Source organism: Kitasatospora sp. NPDC001603 (genome assembly GCF_040298365.1).
Classification (GTDB): Bacteria; Actinomycetota; Actinomycetes; order Streptomycetales; family Streptomycetaceae; genus Kitasatospora.
The window spans coordinates 1-18,596 of sequence record NZ_JBEPAA010000085.1 but is presented as its reverse complement, the minus strand read 5'-3'; the positions used below and the strand labels follow the sequence as shown (position 1 = coordinate 18,596).

Here is an 18,596-nt window from a genome sequence, read left to right as displayed (position 1 = left end):
GGAGCCGACGGAGCGTCACACCTCCGGCGGGCGGGCTTTGTTCGGGTGGCACGGCCGGGGCCCGATTGGCTTTCTCGGGGCCGGTCGGGGCAGGATTCGTATCCAGGCAGGCAGACGGGCCGTCGACGGCACCGGCCGCGGCACAGGGCGCGAACCCGGCCTGCGACCACGCATTGCCTGAATGAGCACTGTGTGCGGACCTGCGGCCTGTCCGGGTGCCCCCGGAGGGGAGCACCGATGGGCCCCCGCACACCGCAAGCGAACAGACCACAGGAGTACACATGAACCGCAGTGAGCTGGTGGCCGCGCTGTCCGAGCGCGCCGAGGTGACCCGCAAGGACGCCGACGCCGTTCTGGCCGCCTTCGCCGAGATCGTCGGCGAGGTCGTCGCCAAGGGCGACGAGAAGGTCACCATCCCCGGTTTCCTGACCTTCGAGCGCACCCACCGCGCTGCCCGCACCGCCCGCAACCCGCAGACCGGTGAGCCGATCCAGATCGCGGCCGGCTACAGCGCCAAGGTGAGCGCGGGCTCCAAGCTCAAGGAAGCCGCCAAGGGCGCCTGAGCAACCCCTTGAACGCCGAGAGGCCGGGTTCCCTTCGGGGAGCCCGGCCTCTCGCCGTGCGGCCGGGCTCCCCGAAGGGAACCCGGCTCCGGGTCAGGCGGTGACCAGCCGCTCGTTGGGCAGCTCGACGTGGGCGCCCAGGTCGCGCAGCTTCTCCATGAAGTTCTCGTAGCCGCGGTTGATCAGGTCGATGCCGTGCACGGTCGAGGTGCCCTCGGCCGCCAGCGCCGCGATCAGGTACGAGAAGCCGCCGCGCAGGTCCGGGATGACCAGCTCGGAGCCCATCAGCTTGGACGGGCCGGAGACGACCGCGGAGTGCAGGAAGTTGCGGGCGCCGAAGCGGCACGGGGTGGCGCCCAGGCACTCGCGGTAGAGCTGGATGTGCGCGCCCATCTGGTTCAGCGCCCCGGTGAAGCCCAGCCGCGACTCGTACACCGTCTCGTGCACGATGGACAGGCCGGTCGCCTGGGTCAGCGCGACGACCAGCGGCTGCTGCCAGTCGGTCTGGAAGCCGGGGTGCACGTCGGTCTCCAGGGCGATCGCCTTGAGCTCGCCGCCCGGGTGCCAGAACCGGATGCCCTCGTCGTCCACCTCGAAGGCGCCACCGACCTTACGGAAGGTGTTGAGGAAGGTCATCATCTCCAGCTGGCGGGCGCCGCGGACGTAGATGTCGCCCTTGGTGGCCAGCGCCGCGCAGGCCCAGGAGGCGGACTCCAGGCGGTCCGGCAGGGCGCGGTGGTTGTAGCCGGAGAGCTCGTCCACACCGGTGATCAGGATGGTCCGGTCGGTGCCCATGGTGATGATCGCGCCCATCTTCTGCAGCACGCAGATGAGGTCGACGATCTCGGGCTCCACGGCCGCGTTGCGCAGCTCGGTGACGCCCTCGCAGAGGACGGCGGTGAGCAGCACCTGCTCGGTCGCGCCGACCGAGGGGTAGGGCAGCTCGATCCGGGTGCCGCGCAGCCGCTGCGGGGCCACCAGGTAGGTGCCCTGCGGGTGCTTCTCGATGCTGGCGCCGAACTGGCGCAGCACCTCGAAGTGGAAGTCGACCGGGCGGCCGCCGATGTCGCAGCCGCCGAGGCCGGGGATGAAGGCGTGGCCGAGGCGGTGCAGCAGCGGGCCGCAGAAGAGGATCGGGATGCGCGAGGAGCCGGCGTGCGCGTCGATGTCGGCGACGTTGGCACTCTCCACGTGGGAGGGGTCGAGGATCAGCTCGCCGTCCTCGTCACCGGTGCGCACGGTGACCCCGTGCAGCTGGAGCAGGCCGCGGACCACCTTGACGTCGCGGATGTCCGGGACGTTGCGCAGTCTGCTGGGGCCCTGCCCGAGGAGGGCGGCGACCATGGCCTTGGGGACCAGGTTCTTCGCACCGCGGACGCGGATCTCGCCTTCGAGCGGGTTTCCGCCGTGGACCAGCAGGACGTCGTCGGTCATCGTTCTCGCAATCCGGGGTGCCAGAGGAGTGGGTGCGGCTCCGGGTCGGAGCCGGGCGGTGGACCGGTCGTACGGGCGCGCTCGGGCCCCCGGCGTGACCGAGTCGGCACCGCATAAGGGCGTCCACCATCAGTAGATGGTAGTAGGCGTATCGGTGGTTCCCGTCTGCCTCTCCCGCTGATGGTGCTCCCGCCCGGGGGTGTCGCGCCCGCCGGTGCGTCCGTACGGGTGTTCGCGCCGCCGTCCGCGGCGGGTGGCGGGCCCTCGCCGGCCGGCTTCGCGTCGAGGTGTCCGGCCCCGGTGGTTCTGCGGGATCATGTGAGACATGACGGCGGCCCATACGCACGGAGGCCGGTCGCACACCGGCCGATTGCTCGTCGCTACGCCCGTGCTCACCGATCCGAACTTCGCCCGGGCGGTGGTGCTCCTCCTCGACCACGACGCCGAGGGGGCGCTCGGTGTGGTCCTCAACCGGCCGACGCCGGTCGAGGTGGGCAGCGTGCTGGACGGCTGGGGCGGTCTCGTCGGGCACCCCGCCGTGGTGTTCCAGGGCGGCCCGGTGGCGCTGGACTCCGCGCTCGGCCTGGCGGTGGCACCGGGGGAGCCGGAGACCGTGGAGCCGCTCGGCTGGCGCCGGGTGCACGGGGCGATCGGCCTGGTGGACCTGGAGGCGCCGCCCGAGGTGCTGGCCGGTGAGCTCGGCGGCCTGCGGATCTTCGCCGGGTACGCGGGCTGGTCGCCGGGGCAGCTGGAGGCGGAGCTGGGCACCGGGGCCTGGTACCTGGTCGACTGCGAGCCGGGGGACATCTCCAGCCCCGAGCCGGAGCGGCTGTGGCGCGCCGTGCTGCGCCGCCAGCGCGGCCCGTTGGCGCTGCTCGCGACGTACCCGGACGACCCCACGCTGAACTGACCCGAGGGCCGGCCGGCGGGCCGGTCCGCGCCGCCCGCGGCGGCCCCGCGGGCGCGGCCGCCGGCACGACACTGGCCCGGTTTCCCGGGGCGCCCATAGACTTGGCACCTATGAGCACTCTTGAGCCCGAGCGCGGCCTCGGCACCGGCACCCTGGTCGAGCCCGTCCCCCAGGTGTCCCACGGGGACGGCGACCACGAGCGCTTCGCGCACTACGTCCAGAAGGACAAGATCATGGAGAGCGCGCTCTCCGGGTCTCCCGTGGTGGCGCTCTGCGGCAAGGTCTGGGTGCCCGGGCGAGACCCGAAGAAGTACCCGGTCTGCCCGATGTGCAAGGAGATCTACGACGGCATCGGCAAGCCCCAGGACGGCAAGGGCGGCGACGACAAGTAGCCCGGCCGCCTGGCCCGGCCGGGTCGCCCGGTCCGGGACGGCGCCGACCCCTCCGCACGGCACCGTTGCGCACAGCGCTGTTCCGCACGGCGCTGTTCTGCACGGTGCCGTTTTGCACTGTGCGGCATTGTGCAAAGTGGTCTATGCCAATTGACCGGGCCGGGGGCAGGATGGCGGAATGGACCTCATTCCCGCCCCCTTGAGTTCCGTCCGCCTCCAGGACCAGGACTTCCCCCTCGACCGCTCCACCACCCTGACCGCGCCGCCGGAGCTGTCCGGGGCCGAGCGGTGGCTGCGCACCGCGCTGACCGCCGCCACCGGACTGCCGCTCGGTCCCGGGCGGCCCGGCGAGGGCATCGAACTGGTCCACGACGCGGCGCTGGCCGGTGAGGCGTACCGGCTCTCGGTGCGCCCCGGCCGCGCCGTGGTCACCGCCGGCGGCCCGGCCGGCGCGCTCTGGGGCGCGCAGACCCTGCGCCGCCTGCTCGGCCCGGACGCCTACCGCCGGGCGCCGCTGCGCGACAACGGGTGGGTGCTGCCCGGCGTCGACATCGAGGACGCCCCCCGCTTCGGCTGGCGCGGCGCGCTGCTGGACGTCGCCCGCCACTTCCTGCCCAAGTCCGACGTGCTGCGCTTCATCGACCAGCTCTCCGCGCACAAGCTCAACGTGCTCCACCTGCACCTGACCGACGACCAGGGCTGGCGGGTGGAGATCAAGCGCTACCCGAAGCTCACCGAGCTGGCCTCCTGGCGCGAGCGCTCGATGGTCGGCTACCGCTCCGCCCAGCGCCGGGACGACCGCCCGCACGGCGGCTTCTACACCCAGGACGACCTGCGCGAGATCGTCGCGTACGCCGCCGAACGGGCGATCACCGTCGTCCCGGAGATCGACCTTCCGGGGCACTCCCAGGCCGCCATCTCCGCCTACCCCGAGCTGGGCAACACCGACGTGGTGGACACCGCCGCCCTCGGCGTGTGGACGGACTGGGGCGTCAGTCACAACGTGCTCAACCCCTCCGAGGCCACCGTCCGCTTCTTCGAGGGGGTGCTGGAGGAGGTCCTGGAGCTCTTCCCGTCGGAGTTCGTCCACCTGGGCGGCGACGAGTGCCCGAAGGAGCAGTGGAAGGACAGTGCCGCGGCCCAGGAGCGGATCCAGGAGCTCGGGCTGAGCAACGAGGACGAGCTGCAGAGCTGGGTGATCCGGCACTTCGACCGCTGGCTGGCCGAGCGCGGGCGCCGGCTGATCGGCTGGGACGAGATCCTGGAGGGCGGGCTGGCGCCCGGTGCGGCGGTCTCCTCCTGGCGCGGCTACGGGGGCGGGATCGCCGCCGCGCAGGCCGGGCACGACGTGGTGATGTGCCCCGAGCAGCACGTGTACCTGGACCACCGGCAGGCCCCGGGCGAGGACGAGCCGGTCCCGGTCGGCTTCGTCCGCACCCTGGAGGACGTGTACCGCTTCGAGCCGGTGCCGGCGCAGCTCGACGAGGCCGCGGCGCGCCGGGTGATCGGCACCCAGGCCAACCTGTGGAGCGAGTTCATGGACAGCGCCCGGGACGTCGACTACCGGGCCTTCCCCCGGCTCGCGGCCTTCTCGGAGGTGGCCTGGTCCGCGCTGCCCGCCGACCCGGCCGAGCGCGACTACGCGGGCTTCGAGCGGCGGATGGAGTCGCACCGGGCCGTGCTGGACGCGCTCGGCGTCGAGTACCGCCCGGTCGACGGGCCGCACCCCTGGCAGCGCCGGCCCGGGGTGGCAGGCCGTCCGATCGAGGGTGCGCCGCCGGCGGTCTGACCACGATCGGCCACCGGGCTCCATGGCGACCGGGAACTTCTGAGTGGTCATCCGACGTCAAGAACAGATGAACATCTGCTCCGGTCCGGTTTCGGGCCGGAGCAGATACCGCCCGGTATGCGTCCCAATCGGGCAGTTCCGTTCGCCCGTCCCGAAATGATCATCGAGCATTGTGTGCCAGAGTTGCCCAACCCGGCCCGATCGCCCGTACCCTACGGGCCAGGCCGGGCTGCCGACGCGGACACCCCGGCCGAGGGCCGCGGGCGGCAGGCGATCGATGAGCAAGTGGAGCACGGTGGGACCCAGGTGAACCGGACGATCATGCTGCCGGCCTCCCTCGACGAGGCCGTCGACGCGCTGGCCGCCACCCCGGCCGCGGTGCCGGTGGCCGGCGCCACCGACCTGATGGAGGCCGTCAACGCCGGGCGGTTGCGCCCCGCGGCCCTGATCGGCCTCGGCCGGATCACCGAGCTGCGCGGCTGGCGCTACGAGGACGGCGGCACCGCCGTGCTCGGCGCCGGGCTCACCCACGCCCGGATGGACCGCCCCGACTTCGCGGCCCTCATCCCCGCCCTGGCCGACGCGGCCCGGACCGCGGGGCCCCCGCAGGTGCGCAACGTCGGCACCCTCGGCGGCAACATCGTCACCGCCGCGCCGGCCGGCGACACCCTCCCGGTGCTGGCCGCGCTGGAGGCCACCGCGACCCTCGCCCGGGCCGGCGCCACCCGCGAGGTCCCGGTCAGCCACCTGCTCACCGGCCTCGACCCGCTGCGCCCCGGCGAGCTGCTCACCTGGGTGCGCGTCCCGCTGCTGCACGCCCCGCAGGTCTTCCTCAAGGCCACCGGCCGCAGCGGCCCGGCCCGCGCCACCGCCTCCGTCGCGCTCGTCCTCGACCCCGCCCGGCGCGCCGTGCGCTGCGCCGTCGGGGCCGTCGCCCCGGTGCCGCTGCGCCCGCTGGAGGCCGAGGCCTGGGTGGCCGGCTGCATCGACTGGGACGGCAGCCGCGAGATCGACCCCACCGCGACGGCCGCCTTCGGCGAGTACGTGGCCGCCGCGTGCGTACCCGACAGCTACGGCGCCGAGGGCGCCTGGGAGGCCGTGACCGAGGGGCCGAGCGCGGCCGCCGTTCGGCTGCGGCGTACCGTATCGGTGCTGGCCCGCCGGGCACTGGGAAGGGCGCTGAAGTGACCACTGACCCCATCGGAACCCTCGACGCCGGCCCGTTCGACCACGCGCCGCAGGTCAGCCGCGAGCTGCGCCCCTGCGCCTCGTACACCCTGCGGGTCAACGGTTTCGAACGGCCCGTCACCGACGCCTGGATCGGCGAGAGCCTGCTGTACGTGCTGCGCGAGCGGCTCGGGCTGGCCGGCGCCAAGGACGGCTGCGAGCAGGGCGAGTGCGGCGCCTGCTCGGTCCAGGTGGACGGCCAGCTGGTGGCCGGCTGCCTGGTGCCCGCCGCGCTGGCCGCGGACAGCGAGATCAACACCGTCGAGGGCCTCTCGGCCGGCGGCGGCGCCAGCGAGGTCCAGCAGGCGCTGGCCGAGTCCGGCGCGGTGCAGTGCGGCTACTGCACGCCCGGCATGGCGATGGCCGTGCACGACCTGCTCCAGCGCAACCACCGGCCCACCGAGGTCGAGGCCCGCCAGGCGCTCTGCGGCAACCTCTGCCGCTGCACCGGCTACCGGGGCGTGCTGGCCGCGGTGCAGTCCGTCGCCGACGCCCGCGCCCTGGAGGCCGAGGAGGCGGAGGAGGCCCACGCGGCGGCCGCCGGGGCGGCCGCGCCCGCCGGCGACGCCCCCGCAGGCGGGACACCGGCGCCCGAGCCGGCCGCCCGGGCCGCCGACCTGCCGGTCTACACCGACGCCGACGCCTGGATCGAGCACGTCCCGCAGTCGCACGCCTCGCAACCGCACGCCCCGCAGTCGCCCGTCGAGGAGGCCCCGGCCACCGGCGGGGCGGGCCCGGGCGTGCCCTACGGCAGCCCCGACGGCCACGGCGGCTACGACACCGGCGTGTACGACACCGCGGTGCTCACCCCCGTCACCGGCATCCCCGCCCAGGCGGCCGGCGAGGGGCAGGGCTACTACCCGCCGCAGGGCTACCCCGAGCAGCAGCCCTACCAGGGCGCCCCCGCACCCGGTGGCTACCTGCCCGGCGGCTACCCGGACGGGGGCTACCCGCAGCAGTCCGGCTACGACGCCTCCCCGTACGACGGCCCGGTCTACGAGCAGACCCCGGCGCACGGCATCCCGGCCCCCGGCGGCGGGTTCGACGGCACGGCCCCGAACGGGGCCGGGTACGACGGCACGCCCGCCCACGGCACGCCGTACGCGCACACGCCCCCGCACGGGGTCCCGGTCGAGGGCGTCGCCCCCTCCGGCGTCCCGTACGGTGCCACCCCCGCCCACGGCATCCGGCTCCCCGAGGACGACCACGCATCATGACGTCGCCTACCGACATCGGCGCAGCACCCCAGCAGGACGGCGACGAGGGCGGCGCACGGGAGCCGTTCGGGCTGGGCAGCTCCCCGCTGCGCAGCGACGCCCTGCCGAAGGCGCTCGGCATCTACCCGTACGCCGCCGACCTCTGGGCCGAGGGCCTGCTCTGGGGCGCGGTGCTGCGCTCCCCGCACCCGCACGCCCGGATCAGGGGCATCGACACCTCGGCCGCGCTCGCGCTGCCGGGCGTGCACGCGGTGGTCACCTCCGCCGACCTGCCGCCCGGGCCGGACGGCACCCCCGACGGCGCCCCGGCCGGGCCGATCATCGCGGACCGGCCGGTGCTGGCCGCCGGTGTGGTGCGCCACCACGGCGAGCCGGTCGCCGCGGTCGCCGCCGACCACCCGGACACCGCCCGGCTGGCGGTCGGTCTGATCACCGTCGAGTACGAGCCGCTGGAGGCGGTGACCGATCCCGAGCAGGCCTTCACCGCCGGCCCGCTGCACCCGGACGGCAACCTCTTCCGGCACCTGCCGCTGCGCACCGGGGACCCGGACGCGGCCGGCGAGGTCATCGTCGAGGGCCTCTACCAGGTCGGCCGCCAGGACCCGGCGCCGCTCGGCGCGGAGGCCGGTCTGGCCGTGCCGCGCCCGGACGGCGGCGTCGAACTGCACCTGTCGTCCACCGACCCGCACGGCGACCGCGACCGCACCGCCGCCTGCCTCGGCCTGGAGCCGGACCGGGTCCGACTGGTGGTCACCGGCGTGCCCGGCGCCACCTCGGACCGCGAGGACCTCTCCTTCCAGGTGACCCTGGCGCTGCTGGCGCTGCGCACCGGCCGCCCGGTGAAGATGACCCTCACCCGCGAGGAGTCGTTCCACACCCACACCTCCCGCCACCCGGCGCTGCTGCGCTACCGCCACCACGCCGACGCCGAGGGCAAGCTGGTCAAGGTGGAGGCGCAGATCCTGCTGGACGGCGGCGCCTACGCGGACGTCTCGGCCGAGGCGCTGGCCGCCGCCACCGCCTTCTCGGTCGGGCCCTACGTCTGCCCGAACGTCTTCGTGGACGCCTGGGCGGTGCGCACCAACAACCCGCCGGCCGGCCGGATGCGCGGCGAGGGCGCCCTGCAGGCCTGCTTCGCCTACGAGTCGCAGCTGGACCAGCTGGCGGCCCGGGTCGGCGTGGACCCGGTGGAGATCCGCCGGCGAAACGCGATGGCGACCGGAGACCCGATGCCCACCGGACAGGCCGTCACCTGCCCCGCGCCGGTGGCCGCGCTGCTGGAGGCCGTCGCCGAGGAGCCGCTGCCCCCGCTGCCGGTGGACGACCCGGACGCCGAGTGGCTGCTGCCGGGCGGGCCCGGCGGGGCCGGCGACCCGGCGGCGGTGCGCCGCGGCATCGGCTACGCGGTCGGCATGGTGCACATGCTGGGCGCCGAGGGCGAGGACGAGGTCTCCACCGCGACGGTGCGGGTCAGCGGCGACCACGCCACGGTGATCTGCGCCGCCGTCGACTCCGGCCAGGGCTTCGCCACCCTGGCGCGGCAGATCGTGCAGTCGGTGCTGGGGATCAACGAGGTCTACATCGCACCGGCCGACAGCGACCAGTCGATCGCCGGGCCCGCCGCCCGCGGCCGGCACACCTGGGTCTCCGGCGGCGCGGTCGAGCGGGCCGCGCTGATGGTCCGCCACCAGCTGCTCCAGCCGATCGCCGCCGACTTCGGGATGTCGGTCGAGCTGCTGCAGATCTCCGACGGCAAGATCACCTCCTACGACGGCGTGCTCGGTATGCCGGTCGCCGAGGCGCTGGAGGGCAAGGAGCTCTGGGCGACCGCGCAGTGCCGCCCGCACCCGACCGAGCCGCTGGACGAGGCCGGGCACGGTGACGCCTTCGTCTCCATCGCGTTCTGCGCGATGCGCGCGGTGGTGGACGTGGACATCGAGCTGGGCGCGGTCCGGGTGGTGGACGTGACGGTGGCCCAGGACGTCGGCCGGGCGCTCAACCCGCGTCAGATCGAGGACCGGATCGAGGCGGGCGTGGCCCAGGGCGTCGGGCTGGCGCTGCTGGAGGACCTGCGTACCGAGGGCGGCCTGCTGCTGAACCCCTCGCTCACCGGCTACCGGCTGCCGACCGCCCTGGACACCCCGGAGGTCCGGATCGCCGCCCTGGTCGAGGAGCGCGACGTGGTCGCCACCTTCGGTGCCAAGGCGGTCAGCGCGGCCCCCGCGGTGGTCGCCCCGGCCGCCGTGGCCGCCGCAGTCCGGGCCGCGACCGGCCTGCCGGTCGGGCGGCTGCCGATCCGGCCCGAGGACGCCGTCGCCGGCTGACCGCGGGGCGGGGCAGCCGCCCCGCCCCCGGGGTGAATTCCGGGGGCCCGGGATATCCGGCCGGGAGAATGCCGAACAGCCGGTCCGCGAATTCTTCGCGGACCGGCGCATTCATTTCGGTGGAGGCCATGACGGGAATCGAACCCGTGTAAACCGCTTTGCAGGCGGTTCCCTAAACCACTCGGGCACACGGCCGTGGGAGGAGCTGTTCCGCAGATGCGCTCAGGCGTGGCGGCAACAGCGACAGGCGCGACAACACCGGGGAGCCGCGGCACAGGCGCGGGGCGCGAGAAGGGCCACCGTCTTCCTGTTCATTGCCGACTCCTGTCGTCGTTCGCCGTGTTGGTGAATTCATCTTGGCGGAATGGCGGGCGGCCCGTCAATGTCCTTGTGTAAATTCTGTGTGGCGGGTCGTGCTATCGTCGAAAGCAGGTGGCCGGACTCCGGCCACTCCGGACGAGCGCGTCGTACCCGGTGACGACAAGACGGCGCAGCACAGCGGCAACCCGGCCGCTGCTGACTGCGGAGGTCCCTCGTCATGGCATGGCTCGTTCTCATCGTCTCCGGTGTCCTGGAGACCGTCTGGGCGGTGGCCCTGGACTCGTCCAAGGGCTTCTCCCGGCTCGTCCCCACCGTGGTCTTCGCCGTCGCGCTGGCGCTCAGCATGGGCGGTCTGGCGTACGCGATGCGCTCCATCCCGATCGGCACCGGCTACGCGGTCTGGGTCGGCATCGGCGCGGTCGGTACGGCGCTCTACGGCATGGCCGTCCTGGGGGACGCGGTCACCGCGGCGCGGATCGGCTGCCTGCTGCTGATCGTCTCCGGCGTGGTGGGCCTCAAGGTGCTGCACTGAGCCGGTCGCCCCGCGGGCCGGGGCCCCGGTCCTAGGCCCTGCGGACCACGCGGAACCGGTCCACCGGTCAGGGGTCATGGTGCACTACGGGCCTTACGATATGACCCATGACCACAGCCTCCGCCACCTCGGTCGACTCCGGCCCGACACCCCCCGACGAGACCGACCCCGGTGGCGGCGTGCTGACCGGCCGCTACCGGGCGCTGACCCTGGGGATCGTCTCGGTGGTCCTGCTGCTCGCCTTCGAGGCGACCGCCGTCAACACCGCGATGCCGGTGGCGGCCCGCCAGCTGGACGGGCTCCCGCTGTACGCCTTCGCCTTCTCCGGGTACTTCACCACCACGCTGTTCGCCCTGGTGGTCTCCGGCCAGTGGTGCGACCGGCGGGGGCCGCTGCGACCCCTGTTCACCGGCATCGCGGTGTTCGGGGCCGGTCTGGTGGTGGCCGGGGCGGCGCCCGGCATGTGGGTCTTCGTGGCCGGCCGGGCGATCCAGGGCCTGGGCGGCGGGCTGGTGATCGTCGCGCTGTACGTGGTGGTCGGCCGGGCCTACCCGGAGCGGCTGCGGCCGTCGGTGTTCGCGGCCTTCTCCTCGGCCTGGGTGCTGCCCTCGATCGTCGGCCCGGTGGTCTCCGGCGCCGTCACCGACCACCTGGGCTGGCGCTGGGTGTTCCTCGCCGTCCCGGTGCTGATCCTGCTGCCGCTCGCGGTGATGGGGCCGGCGCTGCGCCGCTCCGAGCGCGAGCAGCCGGTGCTGAAGGGCGCGGATTTCGACCGCCGCCGGAGCAGGATGGCCGCGATGGCGGCGCTGGGCGCCGGCCTGCTGCAGTACGCCGGCCAGCGGCTGGACCTGATCGGGCTGCTCCCGGCGTTCGCGGGGGTGGCGCTGCTGGTGCCCGCCGTCCTGGGGCTGCTCCCGGCCGGGACGCTGCGGGCCGCGCGCGGGCTGCCGACGGTGATCCTGCTGCGCGGCGTGGCCGCCGGGGCGTTCTTCGCGGCGGAGGCGTTCATCCCGCTGATGATGGTGACCCAGCGCGGCCTGTCGCCGACGCTGGCCGGTCTGACCCTGACCAGCGGCGGTCTCTCCTGGGCGCTCGGCTCCTGGCTGCAGGGCCGGCCGGGCGCGGAGCCGTACCGGGAGGCGATGATCCGCTGGGGTTTCCTGCTGACGGCGGTGGCGATCGCGGGGGCGGCGCTGGTGCTGGTCCCGGCGGTGCCGGCCTGGGTGGCGGCGGCGGCCTGGGGTGTCGGCGGGATCGGGATGGGGCTGACGGTGGCGAGCGTCAGCGTGCTGATGATGAAGCTGTCGACGCCCGAGGACGCCGGGGCCAACTCCGCCTCGCTGCAGATGAGCGACGCGCTCGGCAACGTCCTGCTGGTGGGGCTGTCCGGGGTGCTCTTCTCGGCGCTGGGCGGCGGCTCGGTGGCCGCCGCCCACGGGGGCGCCGAGGGCTCCGGTTCGGTCGGCGCGTTCACCGTGATCTTCCTGACCATGACGGGCGTGGCGCTGGTGGGCGCGCTGCTCGGCGGCCGGGTCCGGAGGACGGCGTAGCGTCAGCCGGCGGCGGCACCGGCCGGCGCGGGGGAGCCGAGGAAGGTCTCCCAGCCGCCGGTCGGCGCCTGGCCGACGGCGAGGCCCTGCAGCTTGCGGAGCACCGCCGGGTCCTGGGCGTCCAGCCAGTCGACCAGCTGGCGGAACGAGACCAGCCGCACCCCGGGCCTGCCGGCGATCTCCTTGAGCGCGTCCTCGACGGCGTTCATGTAGATGCCGCCGTTCCACTGCTCGAAGTGGTTGCCGATGACGAACGGCGCCCGGTTGCCGTTGTAGGCGCGCTCGAAGCCCATCAGGTAGGAGTCCCTGGCCTGGGTCTGGTACGCGGCGTGCAGCGAGGGGTCGGCCTTGGTGTTGCTGCCGGACTGGTTGAACATGATGTTGTAGTCCATCGACAGCACCTGGAAGGTGTGCCCGGGGAAGGGGATGGACTGCAGCGGGAGGTCCCAGAGCGCCCCGCCCTGGATCTTCTGCGGCCAGACCTGCGTCCCGTTGCCGCTGCTGTCGTAGCGCCAGCCGCGCTTGACGGCGGTCGGCAGCAGGTTGCGCTGGCCCTCCAGGCACGGGGTGCGGCTGCCGATCAGCTCCTTGCGGTAGTCGAAGGGCAGCGCCGGCAGGTCGGTGAAGCCGGTGGTGGTCTTCCAGTTGGTGACGAAGTCCATCGCCTGCTGGATCTCGCTGTCCCACTCCTGCGGCGACCACTGCCCGACGCCGGTGGCGCCGCAGAAGTGCCCGTTGAAGTGGGTGCCGATCTCGTGCCCCTCCAGCCAGGCCGCGTGCAGGTTCTCCAGGGTGTCGTGGATGTGCTGGTCCGACAGGTAGCCGATGTCGGAGGCGCCGACCTTGTGCTGCGGCGGACGGTAGAGGTCCTTCTTGGCCTCGGGCAGCAGGTAGAGGCCGCTCAGGAAGAAGGTCATCGACGCGTTGTGCTCCTGCGCCAGCCGGCGGAACCGGCGGAACAGGCCGTTGTCCAGTTCGCCGGCGCCGTCCCAGGAGAAGACCACGAACTGCGGCGGACGCTCGCCGAGCTTCAGCGGCTCGACGGCGGGCTGGTTCGGCTGCGCACCGGTGTCCGAGGTGGAGCCGTCGCCGATCAGCGTGACGGGGGCCTTCGGGGGCGCGGAGCCCGGGCCGGCGTGGTCCGCCGCGGGGCTGGCCGGGGCCGGTTCCGGGGTCGCCGCCTGCGCTCCGCCGGCGCCGCCCTTGGTGCCGCAGCCGGCCGTGAGGGCGGCTGCGGTCGCGGCTCCGGCGGCCAGTAGGGTGCGGCGGGAGAGAGCGTCCATGGTCACTCCGTTCGTGGGGCGTGCGGCGGACCGGAGGCGCCCGGTCGGACAAGTGCGGTGATAGGCCTGTGAACGGGGTCAGCATGGCATGCGGACAAGATCGGTCGGTGATCCACCACGAACGGTCGCAACTGATCGCCCGATTGGTGCAACCGGACAGGTGTCCGAGATTGTCGATGGTCATGCAGGGGGACTCGGGGGCGGTCCATCCGGCGGGATCCGGTCTCTCCCCGTGTTCGCCCCCCTACCCGGAGCACGGATCGAGCCGGTAGCCCTGCCGATCGGGGGGTGTCGGTAGGACCATCGTATGGACGTGCCTTAAGGTCCAATCCGGTTGAATTGTTCCCAGGAAACTCTCAGGAACGATCGAGCTGTCAGCAGAGGGGAGCGCCGGGTGGGCGCCCAGCAGAGCAGGAGCCCGTGGCCGGGTACCCTGGCGGTCGGCGCCGCGGTCGTCCTCGGGGCCTGGCTGCTGAACGACGGGGGCCACGCCGCACTGCCTCCGGCCCCCGGTGCGGGACAGTCCCTCTCCGGCTTCGCCCCGGTCTCCGTCGTCCCCCCGCTCGGCCCCTCCGCCCCGACCCGGATCAGGATCCCCGCCGTCAAGCTCGACGCCCCCGTCACCGGACTCGGACTGGACGGCGACGGCCGCCTCCAGACGCCCCCGGCGGCCGACCGCAACCTCGCCGGCTGGTACCGCGGCGGCGCCACCCCCGGTCAGCGCGGCACCGCGATCCTCGCGGGGCACGTCGACAACCAGAGCGGGCCCGCCGTCTTCTATCATCTGGGCGCGCTGCACCGCGGCGACCGGATCGAGATCGCCCGCGAGGACGGCGCGACCGCCGTCTACCAGCTCTACGCCATCGAAGTGCACGACCGAAAGGACTTCCCGGACGACCGGGTGTACCGCCAGGCCGCCGACGCCCAGCTCCGGGTGATCACGTGCGGCGGCGGGTACAGCGAGGAACACGGCTACCAGGGAAACGTGGTCGCCTACGGATTCCTGGCCGACACCACCCGGCCGGGGACACGTACATGACCACCGCCACGCTCGCCGTCCAATGGAACCCGATCGACTGGCCGCTGACGCACGGCCCGATCCCGCTCGCCGTGCTCGCCGCCGGCTGGGGCTCGCTGCTCCTGCTCGCGCTGGCCCGCGGCCGGAGCTGGTGGAACCGCCGGCTGCCCGCCGCGCTGTTCAGCGCCGCCGCGCTCAGCCTGGTGCTGGACGTCGTCGTGGACGACTGGTGGCACCCCTTCCCGGAGGGCCTGCCCCGCTACGTCACCTGGTGGATCGCCGTCGCGCTCCTCGGACTCTGCCTGGCCGGCTTCCGGATGCCCCGGCTCGGCCGGCGCGGCAAGCTGCTGGCGGTCGCCGCCGGAGCGCTGGTGCTGCTGATGGCCTCCTCCCAGGTCAACCGCGGGTTCGGCCAGTACCCCAGCGGCCGGGTCATGCTCGCGCCCTGGCTCTCCAAGACCCAGGGCCTCACCACCGGCTTCGACGCCCGGACGGTGAGCCCGCCCCCCGGCAAGGTGCTCGCCGACGTCTGGCAGGCGCCGCCCGGGCTGCCCGCCAAGGGCACCGTCTCGATCGAGCCGATACCGGGCGGCAAGTCCGGCTTCAAGGCCCGCGACGCGTACATCTACCTGCCGCCCGCCTACCAGGCCAGCCCGCGCCCGCTGCTGCCGGTGGTGGTCCTGGTCACCGGCCAGCCCGGCAACCCGGGCGACTGGGTGCTCGGCGGCCAGGTGAACGAGGCGCTGGACGCGTTCGCCGCCGAGCACGACGGCCTGGCCCCGATCGTGGTGATGCCCGACCAGCTCGGGTCGATCTGGAACAACACGCTCTGCATGGACTCCAAGCTCGGCAACGTGCAGACCTACCTGGCCGAGGACGTGCCGAACTGGGTGCACCAGCACCTCCAGGCCGCCAAGGGCCGGGGCTCCTGGTCCATCGGCGGCGCCTCGATGGGCGGCACCTGCGCGCTCCAGATGGCCGTCAACGCCCCCGACGTCTACGGCTCGTTCCTCGACATGTCCGGGCAGGAGGAACCCACCCTGGGTACCCGGGAGCAGACCGTCGCCGCCGCCTTCGGCGGTGACCACGCCAAGTTCGACGCGATCGATCCGCTGCAGGTGATGCGGCGCAAGCGGTTCCCGGACACGGCGGCGGCGATCGTCGTCGGCCGCACCGACGGCGAGTTCCGCCCGCAGCAGGAGAAGGTCTACCAGGCGGCGCTCGACGCCGGGATGAAGGCGAGGTTCGATCTGATGCCGGGTGGGCACGGCTGGGTGGTGTTCCGGCCCGGAATCGTCGACCAACTGCCGTGGCTGGCCCAACAGACGGGATTGATCCGGTGATCCGGCTCAGCGCGGCTCCGGCGGTCGTCGCCGCCCGCGAACGGGAACGCGAGCGCGAGCGTGAACGCGCGCACGACCACGGCCCCGGGCCGGTACCGGTGGCGACCGCCCCCGAGCCGGCCCCCCAGCCCGGGCGGCAGGCCGTCACCGGGATCGCCGACCGGCTGCGCGCCGCGCCGCTGACCCTGGCGCTGCTCGGCCTGCTCTGGACGGTCGGCGCCGCCACCGGCAGCCTGGCCGGCGGCCCCTCCCGGGGCCTGCTGGCCCAGATCGGCGTCGGCCTGCCCACCCTCGGCGAGGGCCGCTGGTGGACGCCGTTCACCTCGCTGCTCTGGTGCTCCAGCGCGGGCTCGTACGTCTTCACCAGCCTGCTGCTGCTCCTGGTCGGCCCGGCCGCCGAGAGCCGGCTCGGCCGGCGCCGGACCCTCCTGGTGCTGGTCGGCGGGCAGGTGCTGGGCACCCTGCTCGGCACCGGACTGGTCGCCTTCGGCTCACGGGCCGGCGAGCAGTGGACCCTCGCCGTCGACGACCAGACCGCGACCGGCCCGGTCGTCGGCCTGTTCGCGCTGGCCGGCGTGCTCGGCTACCGGCTCAGCGTGCTCTGGCGCCGCCGGCTGCACCTGCTGGTGGTGCTCGTCCCGCTGGTGATGACGCTGTACGTCGGCCACCTGCAGAGCGTCCAGCGCAGCGCCGGCGCGCTGCTAGGCCTCGGCATCGGCGCGCTGCTCGCCCGGCGCCGGTGGCAGCTGCGCCCGCACCGCTCCTCGCACACCGAGACCCGGGTGCTGGTCGCGCTCTGCCTGGTGGCCGCCGCCCTCGGGCCGCTGGTCGCCTCGCTGTACGACAACGCGGCGGGGCCCTTCAACACCTTCTCCGAGCTGTACTTCTCGCACCGGCTCTCCCCGGACGAGGTCGCCGACTTCTGCGCGATGTCCGCCCACGACTGCGCCCGCGCGCACGCCGTGGAGCGGATATTCGACACCCCGGCGCGGCTGATGGCCGCGCTCTTCCCGGCCCTGCTGCTGGTCCTCGCCGAGGGCCTGCGCCGCGGCCTGCGGCTGGCCTGGCGGATCACCGTCGCCACCGAACTGCTCTGGGCGGCGCTGCTGCTCTGGCTGTTCGCCGGCACCGGCACCGGCGCCGGCGACGTGGTGCAGTACTTCGTCGAGGCGCTGCTGCTGCCGCTGCTCACCACCGGCCTGCTGCTGGCCACCCGGCACCGGTTCGGCCTGCGGCTGCCGGCCGCGGTGCTGCGCCGGCTCGCCCTCGTCACCGGCGGGGCGGCGCTGGCCGCGGCGGCCGCGTACGTGGGGTTCGGCCGGCTGGTGGCCGGCGAGTTCGACCCCCGCGCCGGGGTGGGCGGCCTGGTCGCCGGACTGCCGGCGCAGTTCCTGCCGCCCGCCTACAACGACCTGCTGCCCGACTACCCGATAGCGGTCGGCCCGCCGGCCCGACTCCTGGAGACGTACTGCGGCCTGGCGTTCTGGGTGGTCGCGCTGACCGCCCTGCTGGTCGCCTTCCGCCGCCCGGTGGTGCACGCCGACGCCGAGGACGCCGCCCGCGCCCGCGCGCTGCTCACCGCGCACGGCGGCGGCACGCTGTCCTTCCTCACCACCTGGGACGGCAACCACTACTGGTTCGACGAGGAGGGCCGGGCCGCCGTCGCCTACCGGGTGCTCTCCACCGTGGCGCTGACCACCGGCGACCCGTTCGGCGAGCCGGAGGCCCGACGCCGGGCGGTGGCCGGCTTCGCCCGGTACTGCGACACCCGCGGCTGGACGCCCTGCTTCTACAGCGTCACCCCGGAGACCAGCGACGCCGCCGGGCAGCTCGGCTGGCGCTCGCTCCAGGTGGCGGAGGACACCGTGGTCGCCCTGCCCGGACTGGCCTTCACCGGCCGCAAGTGGCAGGACATCCGGACCGCCCTCAACAAGGCGGGCAAGCAGGGCATCACCGCCGAGTGGTGGGCCTACCACGACGCGCCGCTCGCCCTGCGCGACCAGATCCGCTCGATCTCGGAGGAATGGGTCTCCGAGAAGGGCCTGCCCGAGATGGGCTTCACCCTCGGCGGCCTGGAGGAGCTGGACGACCCGGCGGTCCGGCTGCTGATCGCCGTCGACGGCGACCGCGTCGTGCACGGGCTGACCAGCTGGATGCCGGTCTACGAGGACGGGGTGCCGGTCGGCTGGACGCTGGACTTCATGCGCCGCCGCTCGGACGGCTTCCGGGGGGTGACGGAGTTCCTGATCGCCTCGGCCGCGCTCGGCTTCAAGGAGGAGGGCGCGCGCTTCGTCTCGCTCTCCGGCGCGCCGCTGGCCCGCTCCGGGCAGGACGCGCCGCCCACCGGGCTGCAGCGCACGCTGGACTGGATGGGCCGGGTGCTGGAGCCGGTCTACGGGTTCCGCTCGCTGCTGGCCTTCAAGGCGAAGTTCCAGCCGGAGTACCGGCCGCTGTACATGGCCTACCCCGACCCGGCGGCGCTGCCCAGCATCACCCGGGCGATAGGGAAGGCCTACCTGCCGCACCTGACGGCGGCGCAGGGCGTCCGGCTGATGCGCCGGCTCTCCTCCTGAGCCGCTCCGCTCCCGGCCCGCCGGGACGCCCGCCCGGGCCTCGGCCCCGGGCACCAGCGTCACCGCGTACTCGCGGACCTCCGGGGCGGCGGGGCAGAGTTCGGTGAGGTGGCGGTCGCC

Annotated in this window: 13 protein-coding genes, 1 tRNA gene, 1 pseudogene and 1 riboswitch; of the genes and pseudogenes, 12 read left to right on the top strand and 3 right to left on the bottom strand. The window is 74.0% G+C overall.

Annotation, left to right across the window (positions count from 1 at the left end; genetic code table 11):
* The first annotated feature begins 281 nt into the window (after positions 1-281).
* Entirely contained in the window at positions 282-563 is a 282-nt protein-coding gene (locus ABT263_RS33395; RefSeq protein WP_030059737.1) for an HU family DNA-binding protein, read from the top strand.
* A gap of 93 nt (positions 564-656) precedes the next feature.
* Here ABT263_RS33395 and murA read toward each other — a convergent pair whose 3' ends face one another.
* On the bottom strand, positions 657-1,997 hold the full coding sequence (gene murA, locus ABT263_RS33390) for a UDP-N-acetylglucosamine 1-carboxyvinyltransferase (RefSeq protein ID WP_329487877.1): 1,341 nt from the start codon (positions 1,995-1,997) through the stop codon (positions 657-659).
* A 325-nt stretch (positions 1,998-2,322) separates the two neighbouring features.
* Between murA and ABT263_RS33385 the strand changes: the two genes are divergently transcribed.
* The 6 genes and pseudogenes from ABT263_RS33385 (at position 2,323) to ABT263_RS33360 (ending at position 9,856) form a co-directional block, all read left to right on the top strand.
* Positions 2,323-2,907: a YqgE/AlgH family protein gene (locus ABT263_RS33385; protein WP_329487876.1), complete on the top strand. Its 585-nt coding sequence runs from the start codon at positions 2,323-2,325 to the stop codon at positions 2,905-2,907.
* Between the two features lie 110 nt (positions 2,908-3,017).
* Complete coding sequence (locus ABT263_RS33380) at positions 3,018-3,299, top strand: DUF3039 domain-containing protein (RefSeq protein WP_329487875.1); 282 nt, start codon at positions 3,018-3,020, stop codon at positions 3,297-3,299.
* Between the two features lie 178 nt (positions 3,300-3,477).
* A complete protein-coding gene (locus ABT263_RS33375; protein WP_352296286.1) occupies positions 3,478-5,088 on the top strand; it encodes a beta-N-acetylhexosaminidase in 1,611 nt (536 codons plus the stop codon).
* Between the two features lie 321 nt (positions 5,089-5,409).
* The gene (locus ABT263_RS33370) at positions 5,410-6,276 is read left to right on the top strand and encodes an FAD binding domain-containing protein (RefSeq protein ID WP_329492115.1); all 867 of its coding nucleotides are present in this window, start codon (positions 5,410-5,412) and stop codon (positions 6,274-6,276) included.
* Positions 6,237-6,878: pseudogene (locus ABT263_RS33365) on the top strand ((2Fe-2S)-binding protein); the annotation flags it as partial. The gene ABT263_RS33370 and the pseudogene ABT263_RS33365, both read left to right, overlap by 40 nt.
* Before the next feature lie 650 nt (positions 6,879-7,528).
* Complete coding sequence (locus tag ABT263_RS33360) at positions 7,529-9,856, top strand: xanthine dehydrogenase family protein molybdopterin-binding subunit (RefSeq protein ID WP_352296283.1); 2,328 nt, start codon at positions 7,529-7,531, stop codon at positions 9,854-9,856.
* Positions 9,857-9,976: 120 nt separating this feature from the next.
* On the opposite strand, the gene ABT263_RS33355 is transcribed toward ABT263_RS33360, so the two are convergent.
* A tRNA-Cys gene (locus tag ABT263_RS33355) sits at positions 9,977-10,051 on the bottom strand.
* Between the two features lie 234 nt (positions 10,052-10,285).
* A riboswitch (guanidine-III (ykkC-III) riboswitch) is annotated at positions 10,286-10,351 on the top strand.
* A gap of 43 nt (positions 10,352-10,394) precedes the next feature.
* Between ABT263_RS33355 and ABT263_RS33350 the strand changes: the two genes are divergently transcribed.
* Together ABT263_RS33350 and ABT263_RS33345 are read left to right on the top strand one after the other, a co-directional pair.
* Positions 10,395-10,709: a DMT family transporter gene (locus ABT263_RS33350; protein WP_329487872.1), complete on the top strand. Its 315-nt coding sequence runs from the start codon at positions 10,395-10,397 to the stop codon at positions 10,707-10,709.
* A 107-nt stretch (positions 10,710-10,816) separates the two neighbouring features.
* On the top strand, positions 10,817-12,259 hold the full coding sequence (locus ABT263_RS33345) for an MFS transporter (RefSeq protein WP_352296281.1): 1,443 nt from the start codon (positions 10,817-10,819) through the stop codon (positions 12,257-12,259).
* A 2-nt stretch (positions 12,260-12,261) separates the two neighbouring features.
* On the opposite strand, the gene ABT263_RS33340 is transcribed toward ABT263_RS33345, so the two are convergent.
* Positions 12,262-13,542 (bottom strand): polysaccharide deacetylase family protein, encoded by a 1,281-nt coding sequence (locus tag ABT263_RS33340; RefSeq protein ID WP_352296278.1) that lies wholly within the window; start codon positions 13,540-13,542, stop codon positions 12,262-12,264.
* 394 nt (positions 13,543-13,936) lie between these two features.
* On the opposite strand from ABT263_RS33340, the gene ABT263_RS33335 reads away from it, so the two are divergent.
* Genes ABT263_RS33335 through ABT263_RS33325 form a run of 3 tightly spaced genes read left to right on the top strand, consistent with a single transcriptional unit; the run spans position 13,937 to position 18,476 of the window.
* Positions 13,937-14,581 (top strand): class F sortase, encoded by a 645-nt coding sequence (locus ABT263_RS33335; RefSeq protein ID WP_352296275.1) that lies wholly within the window; start codon positions 13,937-13,939, stop codon positions 14,579-14,581.
* Positions 14,578-15,903 carry an alpha/beta hydrolase gene (locus ABT263_RS33330; RefSeq protein WP_329487868.1) on the top strand — a complete coding sequence of 442 codons (1,326 nt, stop codon included), beginning with the start codon at positions 14,578-14,580 and terminating at the stop codon, positions 15,901-15,903. Before ABT263_RS33335 ends, ABT263_RS33330 begins: the two co-directional genes overlap by 4 nt.
* Positions 15,900-18,476 carry a bifunctional lysylphosphatidylglycerol flippase/synthetase MprF gene (locus ABT263_RS33325; RefSeq protein WP_352296272.1) on the top strand — a complete coding sequence of 859 codons (2,577 nt, stop codon included), beginning with the start codon at positions 15,900-15,902 and terminating at the stop codon, positions 18,474-18,476. The genes ABT263_RS33330 and ABT263_RS33325 overlap by 4 nt, the downstream gene beginning before the upstream one ends.
* The last annotated feature ends 120 nt before the right edge of the window (positions 18,477-18,596 follow it).

Excerpts from the sequence above, each read along its gene's own strand:
- ABT263_RS33380 (WP_329487875.1), top strand. The coding sequence starts at position 3,018 with ATGAGCACTCTTGAGCCCGAGCGCGGCCTCGGCACCGGCACCCTGGTC.
- ABT263_RS33360 (WP_352296283.1), top strand. The coding sequence starts at position 7,529 with ATGACGTCGCCTACCGACATCGGCGCAGCACCCCAGCAGGACGGCGAC.
- ABT263_RS33395 (WP_030059737.1), top strand. The coding sequence starts at position 282 with ATGAACCGCAGTGAGCTGGTGGCCGCGCTGTCCGAGCGCGCCGAGGTG.
- murA (WP_329487877.1), bottom strand. The coding sequence starts at position 1,997 with ATGACCGACGACGTCCTGCTGGTCCACGGCGGAAACCCGCTCGAAGGC.
- ABT263_RS33330 (WP_329487868.1), top strand. The coding sequence starts at position 14,578 with ATGACCACCGCCACGCTCGCCGTCCAATGGAACCCGATCGACTGGCCG.
- ABT263_RS33370 (WP_329492115.1), top strand. The coding sequence starts at position 5,410 with ATGCTGCCGGCCTCCCTCGACGAGGCCGTCGACGCGCTGGCCGCCACC.
- ABT263_RS33350 (WP_329487872.1), top strand. The coding sequence starts at position 10,395 with ATGGCATGGCTCGTTCTCATCGTCTCCGGTGTCCTGGAGACCGTCTGG.
- ABT263_RS33345 (WP_352296281.1), top strand. The coding sequence starts at position 10,817 with ATGACCACAGCCTCCGCCACCTCGGTCGACTCCGGCCCGACACCCCCC.
- ABT263_RS33385 (WP_329487876.1), top strand. The coding sequence starts at position 2,323 with ATGACGGCGGCCCATACGCACGGAGGCCGGTCGCACACCGGCCGATTG.
- ABT263_RS33340 (WP_352296278.1), bottom strand. The coding sequence starts at position 13,542 with ATGGACGCTCTCTCCCGCCGCACCCTACTGGCCGCCGGAGCCGCGACC.
- ABT263_RS33375 (WP_352296286.1), top strand. The coding sequence starts at position 3,478 with ATGGACCTCATTCCCGCCCCCTTGAGTTCCGTCCGCCTCCAGGACCAG.